This is a genomic window from Amycolatopsis taiwanensis DSM 45107 (assembly GCF_000519205.1).
Taxonomy (GTDB): Bacteria; Actinomycetota; Actinomycetes; order Mycobacteriales; family Pseudonocardiaceae; genus Amycolatopsis_E; species Amycolatopsis_E taiwanensis.
This window is the reverse complement of sequence record NZ_JAFB01000047.1, coordinates 1-15,901: the sequence shown is the minus strand read 5'-3', so window position 1 is coordinate 15,901 and position 15,901 is coordinate 1. Positions and strand designations below refer to the sequence as shown.

Sequence of the window (15,901 nt, the reverse complement as noted above, 5' to 3'; positions counted from 1 at the left end):
AGCGTAGTTGCGGCGCCGCAGCCTGGCCAGCCAAACGCGCGCACCGGCGGTGTCCACTTTGGTCAATCCCGGTCGGGCACATGTTCCCGGCAAAAGCGGGAGAAACGCCATTCGTAAAGTTGGTCCGCGTGTCCGACCTGCGGTGATTGGTATGCGGCAGCCAGGGGCGTGACTCGCCACAGGGTCAGTCGTCGGCGGTAGCGGGCGCTGACGGTCCCGAGGTGGGTGTCGCGTGCTGGATGTCGGGGATGCCCACCGTGATGTGGCTCCGGCTCGGCGCCCGGGTCAGCAGGCTGACGACAACCAGTACCACGGTGTTGACCAGCATGGCCACGAAGCCCACCTCAGTGGTGGAAATGTGCCGCCACCACGTGGAAACCTGCGGAATGCCAACCAGGAGCAGACCAACGATCGACCCTGCCGCCACTCCCCACGCGGTGGTGCGTCGCCAGGCGAGTGACGCGATGATCCCGGGCCCGATCTGCGCGATACCGCTGTATGCGGTCAACAGCAGGTTCACGATCGTCTGGTTGGAACCGAGAGTGAGAAACGTGGCCGCGAGTACGCCGAGCAGAGTGGCCACGCGGCCGACCCAGAGACGGTGCCGGTCGTCCAGCCGTGCGGCTGGACGGTAAATGTTGCGCGCCACGCTGGTGCCCAGCGTCAACAGCATCACGACGGACGGCACGAGAGCGACCAGGACGCCGGTCGCCCCGAGCAATCCGACGAACCATTGTGGATAGTACGTCGCGACGACCGAGACCAGCGCGTCGTTGGAACTGGTCAGGTGCGGCAAGGTCAGCAGCGCCGCGAAACCGATCACGAAGATGAAGAAATACGACAGCGTGTACAGCGGCTGGAACACCGCATTGCGGCGCACGGTGTCGACGTCCTTCGCGGAGAGGTTGGCCTGGAAGCTGTGTGGCCACATCCAGTAGCCGATGTTGGTCAGCAGCAGGGCCGACATGAACCAGACCGCGGTGTGGCCACTGGCCGGCTGCATGCCGGGAAGGTTGGCATAGCTGGGATGCAGGCTGTTCATGCGGTGGAAGATGTCGGCGATGCCGCCCAGCCCGGTGGCCGCGCCGATGGTCACGAAGACCACGACGACGGTGCCGAGCACCAGGACGTCTTTGACGATCGACGCGAGCGCCGAGGAACGCAACCCCGCGGTGAAGGTGAACACCACCAGCAGCGCGGCCCCGATCCAGACCGCGACGGGACTGCTCGCCTCACCCCTGAACAGCACCTTGACGATGGTTGCGAGGCCGGTGAGTTGCACCTGCACGTAGGGGATCAGGGCCAGCACCCCGATGATCGCGACCACGGTCGCCAGCCACCGGCTGCCGAACCGTGCGCGGAGGTAGTCGCCCTGGGACAACACGCCGTGATCCTTGCCGGCGCGCCAGATCCTGGGCAGCAACCAGTAGCCGAGGACATAGCCCAGCGGAGCGTTGGCGATCACATAAAAGCCGGGCGCCCCATGTTGGTAGGCCCAGCCGGCCGCGCCCAGAAACGCGAATGTCGTGTAGATCTCGCCAGCGGACAAAAACCACAGCAGGAAACTGCCGAAGTTGCGCCCGCCGACCGCCCACTCGGTCAAGTCGAGTCGGCGGCGCCGCCGGGACAGGGCGGTGGTCGCGCCGGTGGTCGCGGCGACGACGAACAAAGCGATCGCGATGGCGGTGCTCACCGGCTTTCTCCTTCCGCGTACACGGTTTCCCTGGCGCGGTCGAGCCGCCAGACCACGCCGAGGCACACCGAGGTCACCAGCACGCCGGCCAACGCCCACCACAGCAGCAAGGGAATCCCGAGTGGGCTGGCGTGCACGGTGTTGATCACGGGAATGGCGGCCACCGACCACAGGTACGGCACGACCAGCAGCAACCGGTACGAACGACGGCGTGCCGGCGCCGGGTTCGAGTGGCCGTCCGATGCAATCATGCGAACCTCCCCGCGGAGAAGTTCCCGGTAGTGCCGGTGCGCAGCACGTGCTCCAACACGGCTACGGCCACTGGAAGCGCGGCCTCGTCGATGTCGAACCGGCTGGCGTGGTGCGGCGCCGGGCTGTCCGCGCCAATGCCGAAGTAGCAGGCGACTCCGCCGTGGTCCTGGACGCGGCGCATGAATGCGGTGGCGTCGTCGCTGCCGATCCCGGCGCCCGGCCCGGTCACCTCGGCCCCGGCGGCCCGGCTCGCCTCCTCGATCATGTTGACCAGCAACGGATCATTGGTGGCGGTGGTGACCGCCCCGACGAGCGTCACAGTCAGTTCCAGGCCGTACATGTTCGCCGCTCCGGCGAGCACGGCACGCACCCGCCGCTCCAGATCCTCGTTGACGGTTCCATCGTCGGCTCGTGTCTCCAGCAACATCACCGCCGTGTCCGGCACGATGTTGCTGGACGTGCCCGAGGTCAGCATGCCCACGTTCACTCTGGTTTCGTGGCCGGAGAAACGCGGCATGGTGTGCACACCCAGCGTGGCAGCGGCCGCGCCCAGCAGTGCGTGCCGACCCTGTTCCGGTGCCATCGAGGCATGCGATGCGCTGCCCTGGAACGTGGCACGCAGCTTGGAGTTGGCCAGCAGGTCCGGGATCGCCGGGCAGACCGTGCCGGTCGGCAAGCCCATGCCCAGATGTGCCGTGAGGAAGATGTCCACATCGTCGGCCACCCCCGCCGCAACCATCCCGGCTGCACCGCGCCCGCCCTCCTCGGCGGGTTGCAACACCAGCCGTACCGTACCGGGAAAGTCCTGATCGGACAGACGCCGGGCGAGTTCCAGCGCCACCGCCACATGTCCGTCGTGACCGCATGCATGCATGGCGCCCGGCCAGCGGGAACGAAACCCGTCTCGGGTAGGAATATGTGCCGGATCGTCCGACTCGCTCAGCGGCAGCGCGTCCAGATCCGCGCGTAGCGCGACCACCGGGCCGGGGCGCTTACCGCGCAACGTGGCCACCACACCGGTAAGGCCTCCCCGCATCGCGGGCAGAAACCGGTCGTCGCCGTCCGCGTCAGCCGCCCGCCGGTAAGCGGCGTCGAGCACCTCCGGTGCCGGCATGCCCAACCGGGTGTTTGGATCCAGCACATCTGCTCCGGCCCCGACGTCCCAGCCGAGGTCCGCCAGCACGCCCGCCGCGCGGCTGGCGGTGCGGAACTCGCAAAATCCCACTTCCGGATGCTGGTGGAAGTCACGACGCAGTTCGGTCACGGTCATCGACGATGTCATCGATCCTCCAGTTCGGGGCCGGCAACTGTATTGCAGATGAAGTGTCAACCGTGCCCAAAAGAGTGGTCAATGGTCTGACCGCCTGCAGGCGCAAGACGCCTAACCCCAGCGCGATAGGTATCGGACGGCGGCGGCCCCTCTCTCAAGCCCGTGATCGTCGCGTTCAATGGCTCGGCGGTGAACATCGGATGGCAACCCGCTTGCCGACGTCGTGGTGCTCGCGCGCCCGGAGCAGCATCTGAAGGTTGTCCTCAGCGCCCCGCAAGTGGTTTCGTGACGGAGATCCCTCGGGTGACAGGCTCGGGGGCGTCGTGGCGAAAAGGAGCGGATGGTGGCCGACGACGATCTGCAGTCCATCGTGGACGAACTCACCGAGCGGTTGGAGCAGTCGGTGGCCATCGACGATCCGGCGGTCCGCCTGCTGGCCGCCAGCAGGCACTTCGGCGACGACGACCCGGTACGGGTCAGCTCGGTGCTCAACCGCGCGATTCCGGCGGAGATTTCCGACCCGCACCGCGTCCGCTGCTGCCGCGCGGGTTCGGGTTCAGCACCGCGTACCCGCGCGACACCAGCAGCGGCACCCAGGGGTAGTTCATCGACCACGAGTCCTGAAAGGACCATACTTGTCCACCGTGGACGTTGACCACCAACGGGAACGGCCCCGGACCGTCCGGAAAGCACAGGACGCCTTCGATCTCCCAGCCGTCCGGTGCGCTCCAGGACACCGGGGAGGCCGTGCCCGCGACGGCAAGCAGCTGCTCAGTCCCGTCGTGCGCGACCGAAGCCAGCACCGTGTCCGCGTCCGGTCCGGAAAGGACGACCTGCGGCGGCAAGCGGTAAGCGTGCTGGACGGTGACGAGCCGACCGTCCGAAGTGAACGTCCCGTCCGGGTACCAGCCTCTGCTGCAGGCGTGTCCGACCGAGAACAGTTCGCGCGCTGAACCCTCCGTGACGATCCCGGCGGCCGTCCGGCGATCCGGCCGGCACGCCGAGCTGCACGTCGCTGCGGTAGAGCTCGCGGGTAGCGCCGGCAGACGTACACCGGCTTTGCGTCAAGGACATCACCCACCTGGAGCTGGCGGACTTGCTCCTGATCCCGGCGTCGGAGCGCGGGCGTGCTACCGGCCCGGCGGCAAGGTCGCCCCGCAACGGACGATGGACCTGCTGAACGCGTTCATCCGCGGCCATTTCGACGCAATCTTCCTCGGCGCGGAGAACGACTTCCCCCGCAAGCAGCTCGCCGAGTTCCCGGAGGTCACCCCGATGGACCCGTCCCCCGTCCGCGACAGGGCCCTCACTCTTCCCTGATGAGGACGGGCTTGATCGCCCCGTCCGCCGCCACTGGTCCACGAGTTCCTCGCCGCGGGGTGACGGCCGGGAAGATGCCGAACGGTTCCTGCGCACCCGTCCGCTCCGAATGCACGGACCAGCTCCTGAGCTACAACCAGCGACACGCGCGAGTGAAACGGTCGAAGTTGCCGCCGACCTACTCGTGGAATCGGGTCAGACGCTCGCTCAGGACCCGGTCGAGCGCCGCCCGGCCCGCCGGACCCCACGCCGGCTTGCCGCCGGGCAGGCCGCGGTCCCCGTTCTGGCCCATCAGCATCAAAAAGAGGCTCTTCAGCGCGGCCAGCCCACGGGCGCGCCGGACCGTCGCCTCGTCAGCCTCCGCGTACGCGGCGAAGAAGCGTGCGGCCGCGCCCGCTGGCAGCAGCACCCAGGCGGCCGCCAGGTCCGACGCCGGGTCGCCGACGAACAGGTCACCGAAGTCGACAACGCCCGCCAGCGTCCCGTCCGCGACGATGACGTTCGCGGGATGCAGGTCGCCGTGCACCCACACCGGCGGACCCTCCCATACGGGGGCCGCGACGGCATCGTCCCAGACAGCCCGGACGTCGGCGGCGTCCGAGCCGATCGCGTCAGCGTCGATGGAGTCGAAGAAATGGTCGAAGCCGTCCGTGCAGTCCTTGGGATGCGCGCCGCGGCCCGTATCAGCCGGTGCGTCGGCGGGCGCTGCCACATGCAGCGCCCGGAGGAACGCCGCCAGGGTGTCGGCCGCGTGCTCGCCGCGGGTGATCGACCCGTGGTCCAGCGGCAGGCCCGGCACCCACGTCACGACCGTCCAAATCTTGGGGAAACGCTCGGAGGGCGCACCACTTCGCACCGGGACGGGGATTGGCAGCGGCAGGCGTGGGGCGAGCAGCGGCAGCCACCGGCGCTCCTTGAGCTGGTGATCGGGGTCGGTGTCCATGCGCTGAATCCGCACGGCCAGCTCGTCCCCGAGGCGCCACATCTGGTTGCCCCAGCCGCCCTCCACCTCGCGGAGGGACAGCTCGGCCAGGTCCGGATGCTGGTCCCGCAGCAGGTCGCGGATGAGACCGGCGGTGATCTCGGTCTCGATCTCGGTCATGCGGAGGAACCATACTGGGTTCAGTGAGGTCGCTGGAGTCCGCCGGCAGGTGGCCAGCCGCCTTACCCGGTTCCCGCGGCGCGCCCGGCGCGACGGGACAGCTCCGCGAACGCCGCACGCAACTCCGGCGGTCCGATCACCTCGATCTCGGTGTCGAAGCGGGCCAACGCCGCCGCGAGGGCGGTCCAGGACCAGGACCCCGTCGTCAGCCTGGTCCGAGCGTCGCCGAGTTCCTCGGCGACGCCGTCGCCGGCGAACGGAGCCACCTCCGCTGCGGGCAGGTCGAGGATCACTTCGCCACGGCAGGGCCAGGCGTCCGTGCTCTCGGAGCCCTTGAATCGGGCCGACAGGAACGCGGCTACGTCGCCGCCCGGCACTTCCCGGGGCACGAACCGCGGGCCGTTCGGGACCCGCGGTGTCATCCGGTCGGCGCGGAAAGTCCGCCAGTCGCCGCGGTCGGGGTCCCAGCCGACGACGTACCAGCGCCCGGCCCGCACCACCAGATGCTGGGGCTGCACCCGGCGGGGCGGGCGCGGCTCGGCGTTCTCGGGTTGTCCCGGCGAGCGGTAGTCGAACCGCAACTCCTCGCCCGCTCGGACCGCAGCGCTCAGCGTGAGCAGGATCCCGGTGTCGACCTGGGGATCGGTGCCGTGCCCGGCCGCCCTGATCTCGAGGGCGTCGACACGCTGCCGCAACCGCGACGGCAGCACCTGCCGCACCGTGGCCAAGGCCCGCGCGGCCGCCTCCTCGATGCCGGCGCCCGTGCCGACGGCGATCCGCAGCGCCACGGCCAGCGCGACCGCCTGTTCCTCGTCGAACAGCAGTGGCGGCATCTGACTGCCCGCTTCGAGCCGGTAGCCGCCGTCGGGGCCCTTGATCGCCTGGACGGGATAACCCAGCTCGCGCAGCCGGTCGACGTCGCGGCGCACGGTCCGCTCGCTGACTCCCAGCCGCTCGGCGAGCAGGCCGCCCGGCCAGTCCCGGCGGGCCTGCAGCAGGGACAACAGCGACAGCAGCCGGCTGGAAGTCGTCGTCGAGGAGGCAATCGGCATGGTTTTCACCCTGCCACAAATAGCGGACGTTCTCTGTCCGGTACTGCCGACATCATCGTTCTTGTCGCCGGAAGCCTCCGGCGCCAGAACCACTCGCGAAGGACCGCCAACACCATGTCGCTCAACGCTGTCGCCCACCTGAACTTCCACGGCCAGGCCCGCGAAGCCCTGGAGTTCTACCAGTCGGTGTTCGGCGGGCAGCTCACCGTCGTCACCTACGCCGACTTCGGGATGCCCGCCGAGCTGCCCGGCGCCGCCCACGTCGTATTCGGCCAGGTCGTCGCCGACAACGGCTTCCGGGTCATGGCCTACGACGTGCCCGGCGAGCACACGCCGGCCGCGCCGGGCGCGCCGACCACGCATCGCGAAAACGGCACCACGATCACCAAGGAGCCGTTCTTCCTCTCCGTCCGCGGCGAGAGCATCGACGAAGTCAACCCGGTATGGGAAGGCCTTGCCAAGGGCGCGACCGTGATCGAGGCGTTCGGCCCCGCCCAGTGGGCGCCCGCCTTCGGGATGCTCGCCGACCGCTTCGGCGTGACCTGGATCGTCGACGTCGCAGCCGAATACACCCAGGCTTGACCGTCCCCACGAGGAGTGCGGCCGATCCCGGCCGCACTCCTCCATCCTCGCAGGAGAAACCCATGGAAACCCGTCCGCTCGGCCGGACCGGCATCCAGGTCAGCGTCTACACCCTGGGCACGATGATGTTCGGACCCTACGGCAACCCCGACCCCGACGACTGCGTGCGCATCGTCCACCGCGCCCTCGACGGCGGCGTCAACGTCATCGACACCGCCGACGTCTACGGCGGCGACGGCGAATCCGAGAAGATCGTCGGGAAGGCCCTGCGCGGCCGCCGCGACGACGTCGTCCTGGCCACGAAGTTCAACGGCTCGATGGGAGCCGACCCCAACCAGCGCGGCAACTCCCGCCGGTGGATCGTTTCCGCGGTCGAAGGGTCCCTGCGCCGCCTGGGTGTCGACCACATCGATCTTTACCAGGCCCACCACCCTGAACCCGGCACCGACATCGAGGAAACCCTCGGCGCGCTGACCGACCTGCTGCGCGCGGGCAAGGTACGCGCGATCGGCCACTCCAACCTGCCCGCGTCGGACATCGTCGAAGCCCAGTGGGTGGCCGAACGGCGCGGGACGGCACGCTTCCGCTCCGAACAGCCGCACTACTCGATCCTCAACCGCGGGATCGAACGCGAGATCCTGCCGGTCTGCGAGCGTTACGGGCTGGGTGTCCTGGTGTGGAGCCCGCTGGCGATGGGTCTGCTCGCCGGTCGCCTCCGTAAGGGCCGCGCGGAAACGGCGTCGGCGGGGCGTCTGCACTGGGCGCGGCAGCACATGACCGACGAACGCAAGCTCGACGCCGTCGAAGCACTTGCCCGGATCGCCGAGCAGGCCGGGCTGTCGCTGCCCCACCTCGCGCTGGCGTTCGTGACCGCCCACCCGGCGGTCACCTCGGCGATCATCGGTCCGCGCACGCCCGAGCAGCTCGACGACCTGCTTGCGGGAGCCGGCACGCCCCTCGACGACGACCTGCTCGACCGCATCGACGAGATCGTGCCGCCAGGAACCGACGTCGGACCGGTCGACGTCGCCTATGTCCCACCGGCGCTCGCGCAGCCGGAGCTCCGCCGGCGCACTACCGAAACCCGGGCAGTACGCCGACAGTAGCCACAACGGGCAAGACATCCCGTTGCTCTCGCTTGGGCGTCAGTCCGTTTCCGCTGAACGGGGTTGGCGGAGGGCGGAGCCAGGGCTCACGATCGTGGGGATGCCGAGGTCGACTGCACCACGGCTCGAGGGGCGCCGTTCGAGTTGGGCCAGTTTGGCTTCGGCGCCGGCGAGGCTGACGCGGAGGGTTCGATACTCGTCGCTGGGCAGGGTGGCTTGTGGAGCGCGGTTCTCCTTGGTCAGACCGACGATCCCGGCTTTGGCAGCCGCGTAGTTGGTCTGGCCCACCATCTCGACCTGGCCGACAGGGAGGAGATGTTGACAAGGACGCCCGACTTTTTGCTGCCGCATGATGGGCACGGCCTTGCTGGTGCCGTTCCAGTCCCCTTGAGGTGCACGTTGATCACTCGGTCGAACTGCGCCTCGGTCATCGTGCGCATGGTGGCGTCGCGGGTGCTGCCGGCATTGTTGACCATCACGTCGAGGGAGCCGAAGGTCTCAACCATGCGTGTCAGCAGGGTGTCCACTTCGGACGCTTCGGTCACGTCGCACCGCACCGCGGAGACCACGTACCTCAGGTGGCCACCGGGATGCGGCCGTTCAGCAAAGCCATGGTGTTCCTGCTCGTTTTGGGGCGGTCAGCGATGCGCTGCCTTCTGGGAACGGACGAGGGAGCCGCCGATGATCAGGCGCTGGATCTCGCTGGTGCCCTCGTAGAGGCGCAGCAGGCGAACCTCGCGGTAGATCCGCTCGACCGGGACCTCACGCATGTAGCCGGTGCCGCCGTGCACCTGCACCGCCAGATCCGCCACGTGACCGGCCATCTCGGTGCAGAACAGTTTCGCGGCCGCCGGCGCGACTCGACGGTCGGTGCCGCTGTCGTAGGCCGTCGCTGCATCGCGGACGAGGGCACGTCCCGCCGCGACGCCGGTGTACTGGTCGGCGAGCATCGCCTGCACGAGTTGGGGGTCTCCGATCGGAACCCCGCCCTGCGTGTTCGCCGCCGCGTAAGCGACGGATTCGTCGAGGAGACGCTGCGCGCTGCCGACCGCCAGGGCCGCGATGTGGACACGACCGCGGGCCAGCGAGGTCATCGCCGCCTGGTAGCCAACCTCCTCGGCACCGCCGACCAGCGCGGACCCCGGCACCCGCACCGAGTCGAAGTGGACGTCGGCGGTCCAGGCACCCTCCTGGCCCATCTTCGCGTCCTTGGGGCCCACGGCTACGCCCGCCCGCGCAGATCGTCGGGAATGCGATCCGCGGCCATGATCTCGTTCTCCCACGGCACCACATCCTCGCGGACAAAACGCCGTACCTGGGCAAGGATGTCCGCAAAGACGTCGTCACTGACCCGGTCGCTCATCACGTCGATTCTCACTCCCCCTCTGATGCATGTCCAATACCAATACCTCACTCATTGTTTCTGTTCCAGATATAGTCGTGCGGTGGATTTCATCCAGCTCGAGGTTTTTCGCGCGGTCGCCGAGGAACTGCACTTCGGCCGCGCCGCCGAGCGCCTTCACCTCGCCCAGCCCTACCTCAGCCGCACCATCCGGGCACTCGAGACCGACCTGGGCACCCCGCTGTTCGATCGCACAACCCGGCGCGTCGAGCTCACACCGGCTGGACGCGCCCTGCTGGAACCGGCTGAGGCGATTCTCCGGATGGGCGAACGGGCCCGTTCCGACGTCGAGGCGGCACATCGTGGCGACAGCGGGCGCGTGCGGTTCAGCTTCGCCGGCCCGTCCTCCCAAGTCATGGTCGGAACGCTCGCGCAGGCGGTGCGTGAGCGCTACCGGCGCATCGATCTCGCCGCCCGGCCCGGCCGCTACGGCCCCATGGCGGTGCGTGAACTGCTGGAACACACCACAGACCTGGCCATCGCACGCTTCGAGCACGCACCGCCTGGGGTGCAGAGCCGCCCACTGGCCAGGGAACGCGGCGTTCTCGCCGTCCCCTCGGACCACCCGGTCGCGCGGAGGGAGTCGGTGTCGTTCGCCGAACTGCGCGACGAACCCTTCATCATGCTGCCCGAGACCTCCGGCTCAGCCGTCCGAGCGCAGTTCGTCTCCCGTTGCCACACGGCGGGCTTCGCTCCCGATATCGTGCACAGCGCACCGGACTCATGGACCTGTATCGCGCTCGTCGCAGCCGGTGTCGGTCTGCACTTCACCATCGACTCGGCGCTGAACCAGATGCCGCTGAACGGCGTGCGGATCGTGTCCCTCACCGACGAGATCCCGCCGATCTTCAGCTATCTCCTGTGGCGAACCGACGACCGGGACCCCGCGCTGGCGAAGGTGCTGAAGGTCTCCGAACAGGCGCTGCCTACCGCGGCTACATCCGTTGATGCAGATAGGCAAACAATAAAGAGGTAACTGGTATTGGACTTGCCACAGCCGGCCACCGAGGACCGAGCCATGCGTGAGATCCAGCAACTCATCGTCAGCGACGGTCCCCGCCCGGCCCTCGTCACGTCGTGAGCGCCTCAACGCTGCCGCTGGCCGGCATCACCGTGGTCGCCCTCGAACAGGCCGTGGCCGGACCGCTCGCGACCCGTCACCTCGCCGATCTCGGTGCCCGCGTCGTCAAGATCGAGCGCCCCGGCGAGGGCGACTTCGCCCGCAACTACGACCACGCGGTTCGCGGCCTCGCGACGCACTTCGTATGGCTCAACCGGGGCAAGGAGTCCCTCGCGGTCGACCTCAAATCCGCACGCGGGCGCCGGATAGCCGGCGAGCTGATCGCCCGGGCCGACGTGTTCCTGCACAACACCGCGCCCGGTGTCGTCGAGCACCTCGGCCTGGACGCGGACACGCTACGGGCCGCCGACCCGAGCTCGTCGTGGTCAACATCTCCGGCTACGGAAGCAGCGGCCCTCGCGGCCCAGGATCGCCGCAGGCGGACAAATCTTCAAAAGATTCCGCGAAAGATCAGCGCCGCACAATAGGCCATCAGCGTTAACCAACTTGGGCTCACGGCGACTCGAGTGCGCAATTTTCTAACTCGACTCCGGCAGATCTCCGACGAGCCCATGCCTGTTCGGTAGCCGCCGCGCGCACGACGGTGTCGACAGCCATGCCGCCGGTGCCGGGACTCAAACGTTGCCCGGTCAAGGCTCCCTAGCGCGAGCGCTCCCCATGCAAGAGGCAGCGGGAACGAGGCATACCGAGCGAGCGAACGTGAGAAAAATCATGTAACAAAAACCAAAACCGCATGCCATCGGCCGGGGCCGGCACAGAAACCACGCCTGATCTGGCCACCTGAACGCGATCGGGCCAATCCAGGGTATAGCCAAGCTGATCATCGGCCAGCTATCGTGCCAAACGCTTTCTACGCCACTGCCGCGATCACGAGACGGGAGACATGGCGATATGACCGTGGTTGTGACGACGCACCCTATTCATCAGCCAGTCAAGATTCGCCGATCCTGCCCTCACCCCCGATCTGGGTAGACAAGCAAGACAAGCCTGCTGTCGCCACCCAGTGCCTTGCCGCTTGCCCACACCCGTAGCTGTCGCATTCCAAAGCCAGAGCAGGTTGATCTAGATAGGACCATCGTGAATCTGAAGCTGATCGCCGCGGCAACTCTCGCCGCAATCACCGTGACTTTGATCGGTGCCGTGCCCTCCGACGCGGCCACCCCGACCCCGGCCTGGTGCACCAGCCACCACAACGTCGCCATCATCGGCACCTCAGCCGACACCGGCTACGGCACCACCGGATACCCTTCGAACGCCGAGACCTACCAGCCAACCCGCTACGGCTGGACCTTCCGCTTCAGCCAAAACCTCTACGCCGAATGGCAAACCGCCGTCCAAAACTACGCGCACAACGGCGCACTCGCCACCGACTACCTGCCCGGCGGACGATGGAGCGACACCACCAGCGCCACGAACGACATCGCCGCCAAACAGCCCGAACTCGTCATCATCGACCTCGGCGGCAACGAATACATCTCCCAAGTCCCGCCAGCCACATTCGGCGCCAACCTCAAGACCGTGGTGGACAACGTCAAAGCCGCCCGGCCCAACGTCACCATCCTCATGTCCATCTACACCGAACTGCTCTGGACACCCAACCCCTGGGCCTCCACCAAGAAATACAACTGGGAATCCTACAGTGCCCAGATCTTCAACACCGCCGTACAAGAAGGCGTCGCCCTCGTCGACATGCGGCAATACATCCCGGCCGCCGGAAGCGCCGATCTCCCCAACCCCAGCCCCTGGAACTCCGACAACGCCCACCTCAACGACGCCGGAAACCTCGCCGAATACGGTGGCTTCTGGGGCTGGGCATCCGCCCTCGCCTCCATCTGCTGAAACCAAACCCAGTGGAAACACGAACGTCCACCACGCACCCTGTAACCCGCATACCGTGCCGCAACGAATCGTAGCAAGGGGAATACAGCACTTGAGGAATAAGGCCCCTCCGCCAATCAATGGTGTCACCGACGGCGGATTCAGCTGCCCCGGGCTGACCGCCGCTTACACCGCACAACGGCGGGGCGGTGTCGTCCAAGGGCACGATGTTGTGGTGGCTGGCGATTTTCCGAACTAAAAATTGTCCATTTTGGCGGTATCGTTCCCTCGTAAGGGTGGGACATCGGGGCGCGATCGAGGAGACAGCCGGACCCAACATCGACTATCCGTCCGTGATGATCGGCAGTCCGAGGTTCACGGGGCCGTTGTGCCGACCGCGTTTCTGGGTGCGGTCGAGGCTGACGAGCTTCTCCTTCGCCTTCGTGAGGCTGGCTTCGAGTCCTTGGACTTCTCCGAGCCAGCCGTTGGCGCGGGCCTCGGTGATCCGGTCGGCGAGGTTGCGGATGATCTCGAGGAGGCGGGGCCGCTGGCTCGGCGAGACCCGGAGCATGGGGCACCGGACACAGCTGTGTTCATGCTGGCAGGGTGTCCCGTACGGGCGTGCGCAGTCTCCCAATGCGACCTTGCGGGCATGGAAGTGCTGTTGGAATTCCTGCCATTCCTGTTCGGTGGGTTCGCGGTATTCGGCTTCGGGTCGGGCTGCGCGTCGCTTGTCGAGGAAGGCTCGGTAGGTGCGGATCAGTTCGTCTTGGAAGACGGCGAGGTAGGACTCGACGGTGTCGATGCTGTGGTGACCAAGCAGTTTGGCGGCGATGTGCACGGGCAGGCCCCCGGTGACGGCGTCAGTGGTGAACATTCGGCGGAAGTCGTGGGGGGTGTAGCGCAGTGGTTGGCCGGTCGCGTCGAATAGTCCGGCGCGGGCGATGGCCTCGTTGAGCAACCGGTGGACCTGGGTTGCGCTGATGACCGAGGAGCGCCAACCGATCTTGCGTTGGAAAAGATGCGGAAGTGGCGGACTGGTCGTCTTCTCCTGCGCATCGTAGCGGGGCTCGAGCGGAATGCTGCCGTTGTTGTTGTCGCGGAGCCGATTGATGATCGATGCGAGGACGCTGGCCAGCTCGGGGCTCACGAGAAGCAGGCGTTCCTCGTTGGTCTTCGATGGCACGATCTGCAGCAGGGGAACGATTTCGCCGCTGTCGGGTAGGCGGTAGGAGACCAGCGCGAGGTGGGTGATTTCCAGCAGCTCCTCGGCACGGACGCCGGTGTGGCGGAGTGTTTCGATGATGGCCCAGGCCCAGAACGCTTCGTCCTCGGTGGCGGCCAGATCGGTCGTTGTGCCGGTGGCGACGTTCTCGACGAGCACGCGGTTGGCTTTCTGCCGAGACGGGTTCTTGGCGTAGGACTTGTGAATGGTGCGCAGATAGGTCACGCCGTCGTGCTCGAAGGTCTGTCCTACCGGGACAGCTTTGGCGTAGGCCAGCAGTTGGTGCTGTTCTGTCCGGTGCCGTTCTGCGGACTCGACCAGTGTGGACAGGTGCGGTAGACGTTCGCGGACACGTTGGTGCATCTCGGAGACGGTTTGCTTGCGGGCTTTCTCCATGCCGAGCAGCTCTCTGCGGCGGACAGGGCTCGGCGCGGCCCACGTTGCCCAGGACGGGTCTTCCATCGCCCATTCCTGGATGTCGAGATAGAAGCTCCGCACCTTGCCGAGAATGACGAGATAGTTCTTGCGGGGTCTGCTCATCCCGTCAGCGGCGGGGACGTGGCGCAGTCGCTCCTTCCAGGCCGTCACGACCTCCTGCGGGAGATCGAGCGAATCCAACCCGGGGTGGTGGCGCTCGATGTCAGCCCAGAACAGGCCGGCCAGGCTCTGGGCGAGCGCCCTGAGCGTGGTGTAGTCGATCGCCGGTCGGCGTTCGTTGAGGTAGCGCACCAGCAGATCACGGACAGGTTGCGACCGGATCTGGTAGGTGTCCACCAGTTGCTCGGTCGTGCGTTGGCCGGTGGTCAGGGTGGCGCGCAGTGACTTGTCCGGGGGCAGCACGCCGATGCCTTGCAGGAGTTCCCAGGCGGCGTGCACGCTGCGATCGCCTGTGCGCAGGCCTCGGTAGAACCGCTCGCGATATTGGTAGATGTCCTCGGCGTTGAGCTGATCGACGTCCCGGCCGGTGTGAAGCACGATCTTGGTGATCGCTCTGATCCCGTCCTGGATCTGCGAGGTATGCATGCCCCGCCCAGGACCGGCTTTCTCCAACTCGGCAAACAAGTCCGGGCGGAAGACTTCGCGGGCCCGAGCAAAAAGCGCCGATGCTTTGTACTGGGCGAGGAAGTCGTGGCCGGGCAGGACAACGCGACAGAGCAACAGGCAGCCAAGCCCGTTGATCATCTCGTTCCGCTTGGTCACGACAGCACGAGGATCGTCTTCGACGATCTTGTCCAGGCAGTGGGTGTCGCGGTCGGCCCCAGCGGCCAGCCAGCGGTCTTGCCAGCCGTCTCCCGGATGGGTCTGCAGCCACTGCAGGATGGTCTCGGCGCCGCGCAGCCGTTTTCCTTGCTCGCGCTCGGGGATGGCGTTCCAGACAGGCAGTGTGGGGATCAGCGCCAGGATGTCCTCGGCTGGCAGAAGGTCGACCGGCCCGATCCGCGGTCGAACCGCGGCGGCGGGAGTGACGAGGTAGCGGGTTCGGCGTTGGTGCCCGGCCTGTCCGGTCGTGGTCGTTGTCGGCGTCATCGCGGCGTCTCCCCGAACAAGACGCCCAGGTCCCCGGCGTCGTAGCCGACCGCCACTGCGGGAGCCGATTCCGGTTGCCGGGCTTCCCGGTCGGCCAGATGCTGGGCCACCCGTCGAATGACTGCCGCCTCCTCCTCAAGGAGGTAGACGTCCGCGGTCGTGCTCAGGTGCGCGTGGCCGAGGATGGTCTGCACGTCACGCAGGGGGTGAGTAGCCGGACGGGATTGCACCGTCCGGCTCTCCGAGAACCGTGCGTGACACTCTCGCGTCACACGGCTCCTATTGCCCGATCGGATGTGGTTTTGCTCCCCAGCGCCAGTGCCTGAACATGCCCGGATAGGTCTGACTGACCTTGTAGAGCAGTGCGAAGGCTTTCCGATAGCTGCGGCGCAGTCGTTTATATTTACGTATGAGCCACCGCGCTAAATGTTCGTTGACGCGGCGGAGGGTCTCATATAACTCGAAGCCGTA

General features: G+C 67.2%; 16 protein-coding genes and 2 pseudogenes. 6 read left to right on the top strand and 12 right to left on the bottom strand.

Going from position 1 to position 15,901, the window contains the following annotated elements:
* Window positions 1–184: 184 nt before the first annotated feature.
* The 4 genes from A3CU_RS47560 to A3CU_RS52910 form a co-directional block, all read right to left on the bottom strand.
* A complete protein-coding gene (locus tag A3CU_RS47560; protein ID WP_052372471.1) occupies window positions 185–1,693 on the bottom strand; it encodes a sodium:solute symporter family protein in 1,509 nt (502 codons plus the stop codon).
* On the bottom strand, window positions 1,690–1,944 hold the full coding sequence (locus tag A3CU_RS47555) for a DUF3311 domain-containing protein (protein ID WP_052372469.1): 255 nt from the start codon (window positions 1,942–1,944) through the stop codon (window positions 1,690–1,692). Before A3CU_RS47555 ends, A3CU_RS47560 begins: the two co-directional genes overlap by 4 nt.
* Window positions 1,941–3,227: an amidohydrolase gene (locus A3CU_RS47550; RefSeq protein WP_245617432.1), complete on the bottom strand. Its 1,287-nt coding sequence runs from the start codon at window positions 3,225–3,227 to the stop codon at window positions 1,941–1,943. Before A3CU_RS47550 ends, A3CU_RS47555 begins: the two co-directional genes overlap by 4 nt.
* A gap of 476 nt (window positions 3,228–3,703) precedes the next feature.
* Window positions 3,704–4,060, bottom strand: coding sequence for an alpha/beta hydrolase family protein (locus A3CU_RS52910; RefSeq protein ID WP_027945519.1), 357 nt, complete (start codon window positions 4,058–4,060; stop codon window positions 3,704–3,706).
* A 115-nt stretch (window positions 4,061–4,175) separates the two neighbouring features.
* Here A3CU_RS52910 and A3CU_RS52905 point away from each other — a divergent pair, with 115 nt between their 5' ends.
* Window positions 4,176–4,535, top strand: coding sequence for a hypothetical protein (locus tag A3CU_RS52905; protein WP_156960651.1), 360 nt, complete (start codon window positions 4,176–4,178; stop codon window positions 4,533–4,535).
* 178 nt (window positions 4,536–4,713) lie between these two features.
* On the opposite strand, the gene A3CU_RS0130850 is transcribed toward A3CU_RS52905, so the two are convergent.
* Window positions 4,714–5,637: a phosphotransferase gene (locus A3CU_RS0130850; RefSeq protein WP_027945518.1), complete on the bottom strand. Its 924-nt coding sequence runs from the start codon at window positions 5,635–5,637 to the stop codon at window positions 4,714–4,716.
* Between the two features lie 62 nt (window positions 5,638–5,699).
* Window positions 5,700–6,689, bottom strand: a complete 990-nt coding sequence (locus tag A3CU_RS0130845; RefSeq protein ID WP_027945517.1) for a helix-turn-helix transcriptional regulator — start codon at window positions 6,687–6,689, stop codon at window positions 5,700–5,702.
* A gap of 114 nt (window positions 6,690–6,803) precedes the next feature.
* Between A3CU_RS0130845 and A3CU_RS0130840 the strand changes: the two genes are divergently transcribed.
* Window positions 6,804–7,271 (top strand): VOC family protein, encoded by a 468-nt coding sequence (locus A3CU_RS0130840; protein WP_027945516.1) that lies wholly within the window; start codon window positions 6,804–6,806, stop codon window positions 7,269–7,271.
* 62 nt (window positions 7,272–7,333) lie between these two features.
* Window positions 7,334–8,377, top strand: a complete 1,044-nt coding sequence (locus A3CU_RS0130835; protein ID WP_027945515.1) for an aldo/keto reductase — start codon at window positions 7,334–7,336, stop codon at window positions 8,375–8,377.
* Between the two features lie 239 nt (window positions 8,378–8,616).
* Here A3CU_RS0130835 and A3CU_RS54785 read toward each other — a convergent pair whose 3' ends face one another.
* The 3 genes from A3CU_RS54785 to A3CU_RS52900 all read right to left on the bottom strand — a co-directional run bounded on the left by A3CU_RS54785 (window position 8,617) and on the right by A3CU_RS52900 (window position 9,740).
* Window positions 8,617–8,922 (bottom strand): SDR family NAD(P)-dependent oxidoreductase, encoded by a 306-nt coding sequence (locus tag A3CU_RS54785; RefSeq protein WP_245617431.1) that lies wholly within the window; start codon window positions 8,920–8,922, stop codon window positions 8,617–8,619.
* Between the two features lie 93 nt (window positions 8,923–9,015).
* Window positions 9,016–9,576, bottom strand: a complete 561-nt coding sequence (locus A3CU_RS47545) for an acyl-CoA dehydrogenase family protein (RefSeq protein WP_425388289.1) — start codon at window positions 9,574–9,576, stop codon at window positions 9,016–9,018.
* Window positions 9,577–9,599: 23 nt separating this feature from the next.
* Window positions 9,600–9,740 (bottom strand): acyl-CoA dehydrogenase N-terminal domain-containing protein, encoded by a 141-nt coding sequence (locus A3CU_RS52900; RefSeq protein ID WP_156960650.1) that lies wholly within the window; start codon window positions 9,738–9,740, stop codon window positions 9,600–9,602.
* Window positions 9,741–9,822: 82 nt separating this feature from the next.
* Here A3CU_RS52900 and A3CU_RS47540 point away from each other — a divergent pair, with 82 nt between their 5' ends.
* The 3 genes and pseudogenes from A3CU_RS47540 (at window position 9,823) to A3CU_RS0130805 (ending at window position 12,699) form a co-directional block, all read left to right on the top strand.
* Window positions 9,823–10,755, top strand: coding sequence for a LysR substrate-binding domain-containing protein (locus A3CU_RS47540; RefSeq protein WP_052372465.1), 933 nt, complete (start codon window positions 9,823–9,825; stop codon window positions 10,753–10,755).
* Between the two features lie 101 nt (window positions 10,756–10,856).
* A pseudogene (locus A3CU_RS0130810) lies at window positions 10,857–11,257 on the top strand (CoA transferase); the annotation flags it as partial.
* A 680-nt stretch (window positions 11,258–11,937) separates the two neighbouring features.
* Window positions 11,938–12,699 carry an SGNH/GDSL hydrolase family protein gene (locus A3CU_RS0130805; protein ID WP_156960649.1) on the top strand — a complete coding sequence of 254 codons (762 nt, stop codon included), beginning with the start codon at window positions 11,938–11,940 and terminating at the stop codon, window positions 12,697–12,699.
* 322 nt (window positions 12,700–13,021) lie between these two features.
* Here A3CU_RS0130805 and A3CU_RS0130800 read toward each other — a convergent pair whose 3' ends face one another.
* The 3 genes and pseudogenes from A3CU_RS0130800 to A3CU_RS54065 all read right to left on the bottom strand — a co-directional run.
* Entirely contained in the window at window positions 13,022–15,430 is a 2,409-nt protein-coding gene (locus A3CU_RS0130800) for a tyrosine-type recombinase/integrase (protein ID WP_027945511.1), read from the bottom strand.
* Entirely contained in the window at window positions 15,427–15,624 is a 198-nt protein-coding gene (locus tag A3CU_RS0130795; RefSeq protein ID WP_027945510.1) for a hypothetical protein, read from the bottom strand. The genes A3CU_RS0130800 and A3CU_RS0130795 overlap by 4 nt, the downstream gene beginning before the upstream one ends.
* Window positions 15,625–15,709: 85 nt before the next feature.
* Window positions 15,710–15,901, bottom strand: a pseudogene (locus A3CU_RS54065) (hypothetical protein); the annotation flags it as partial.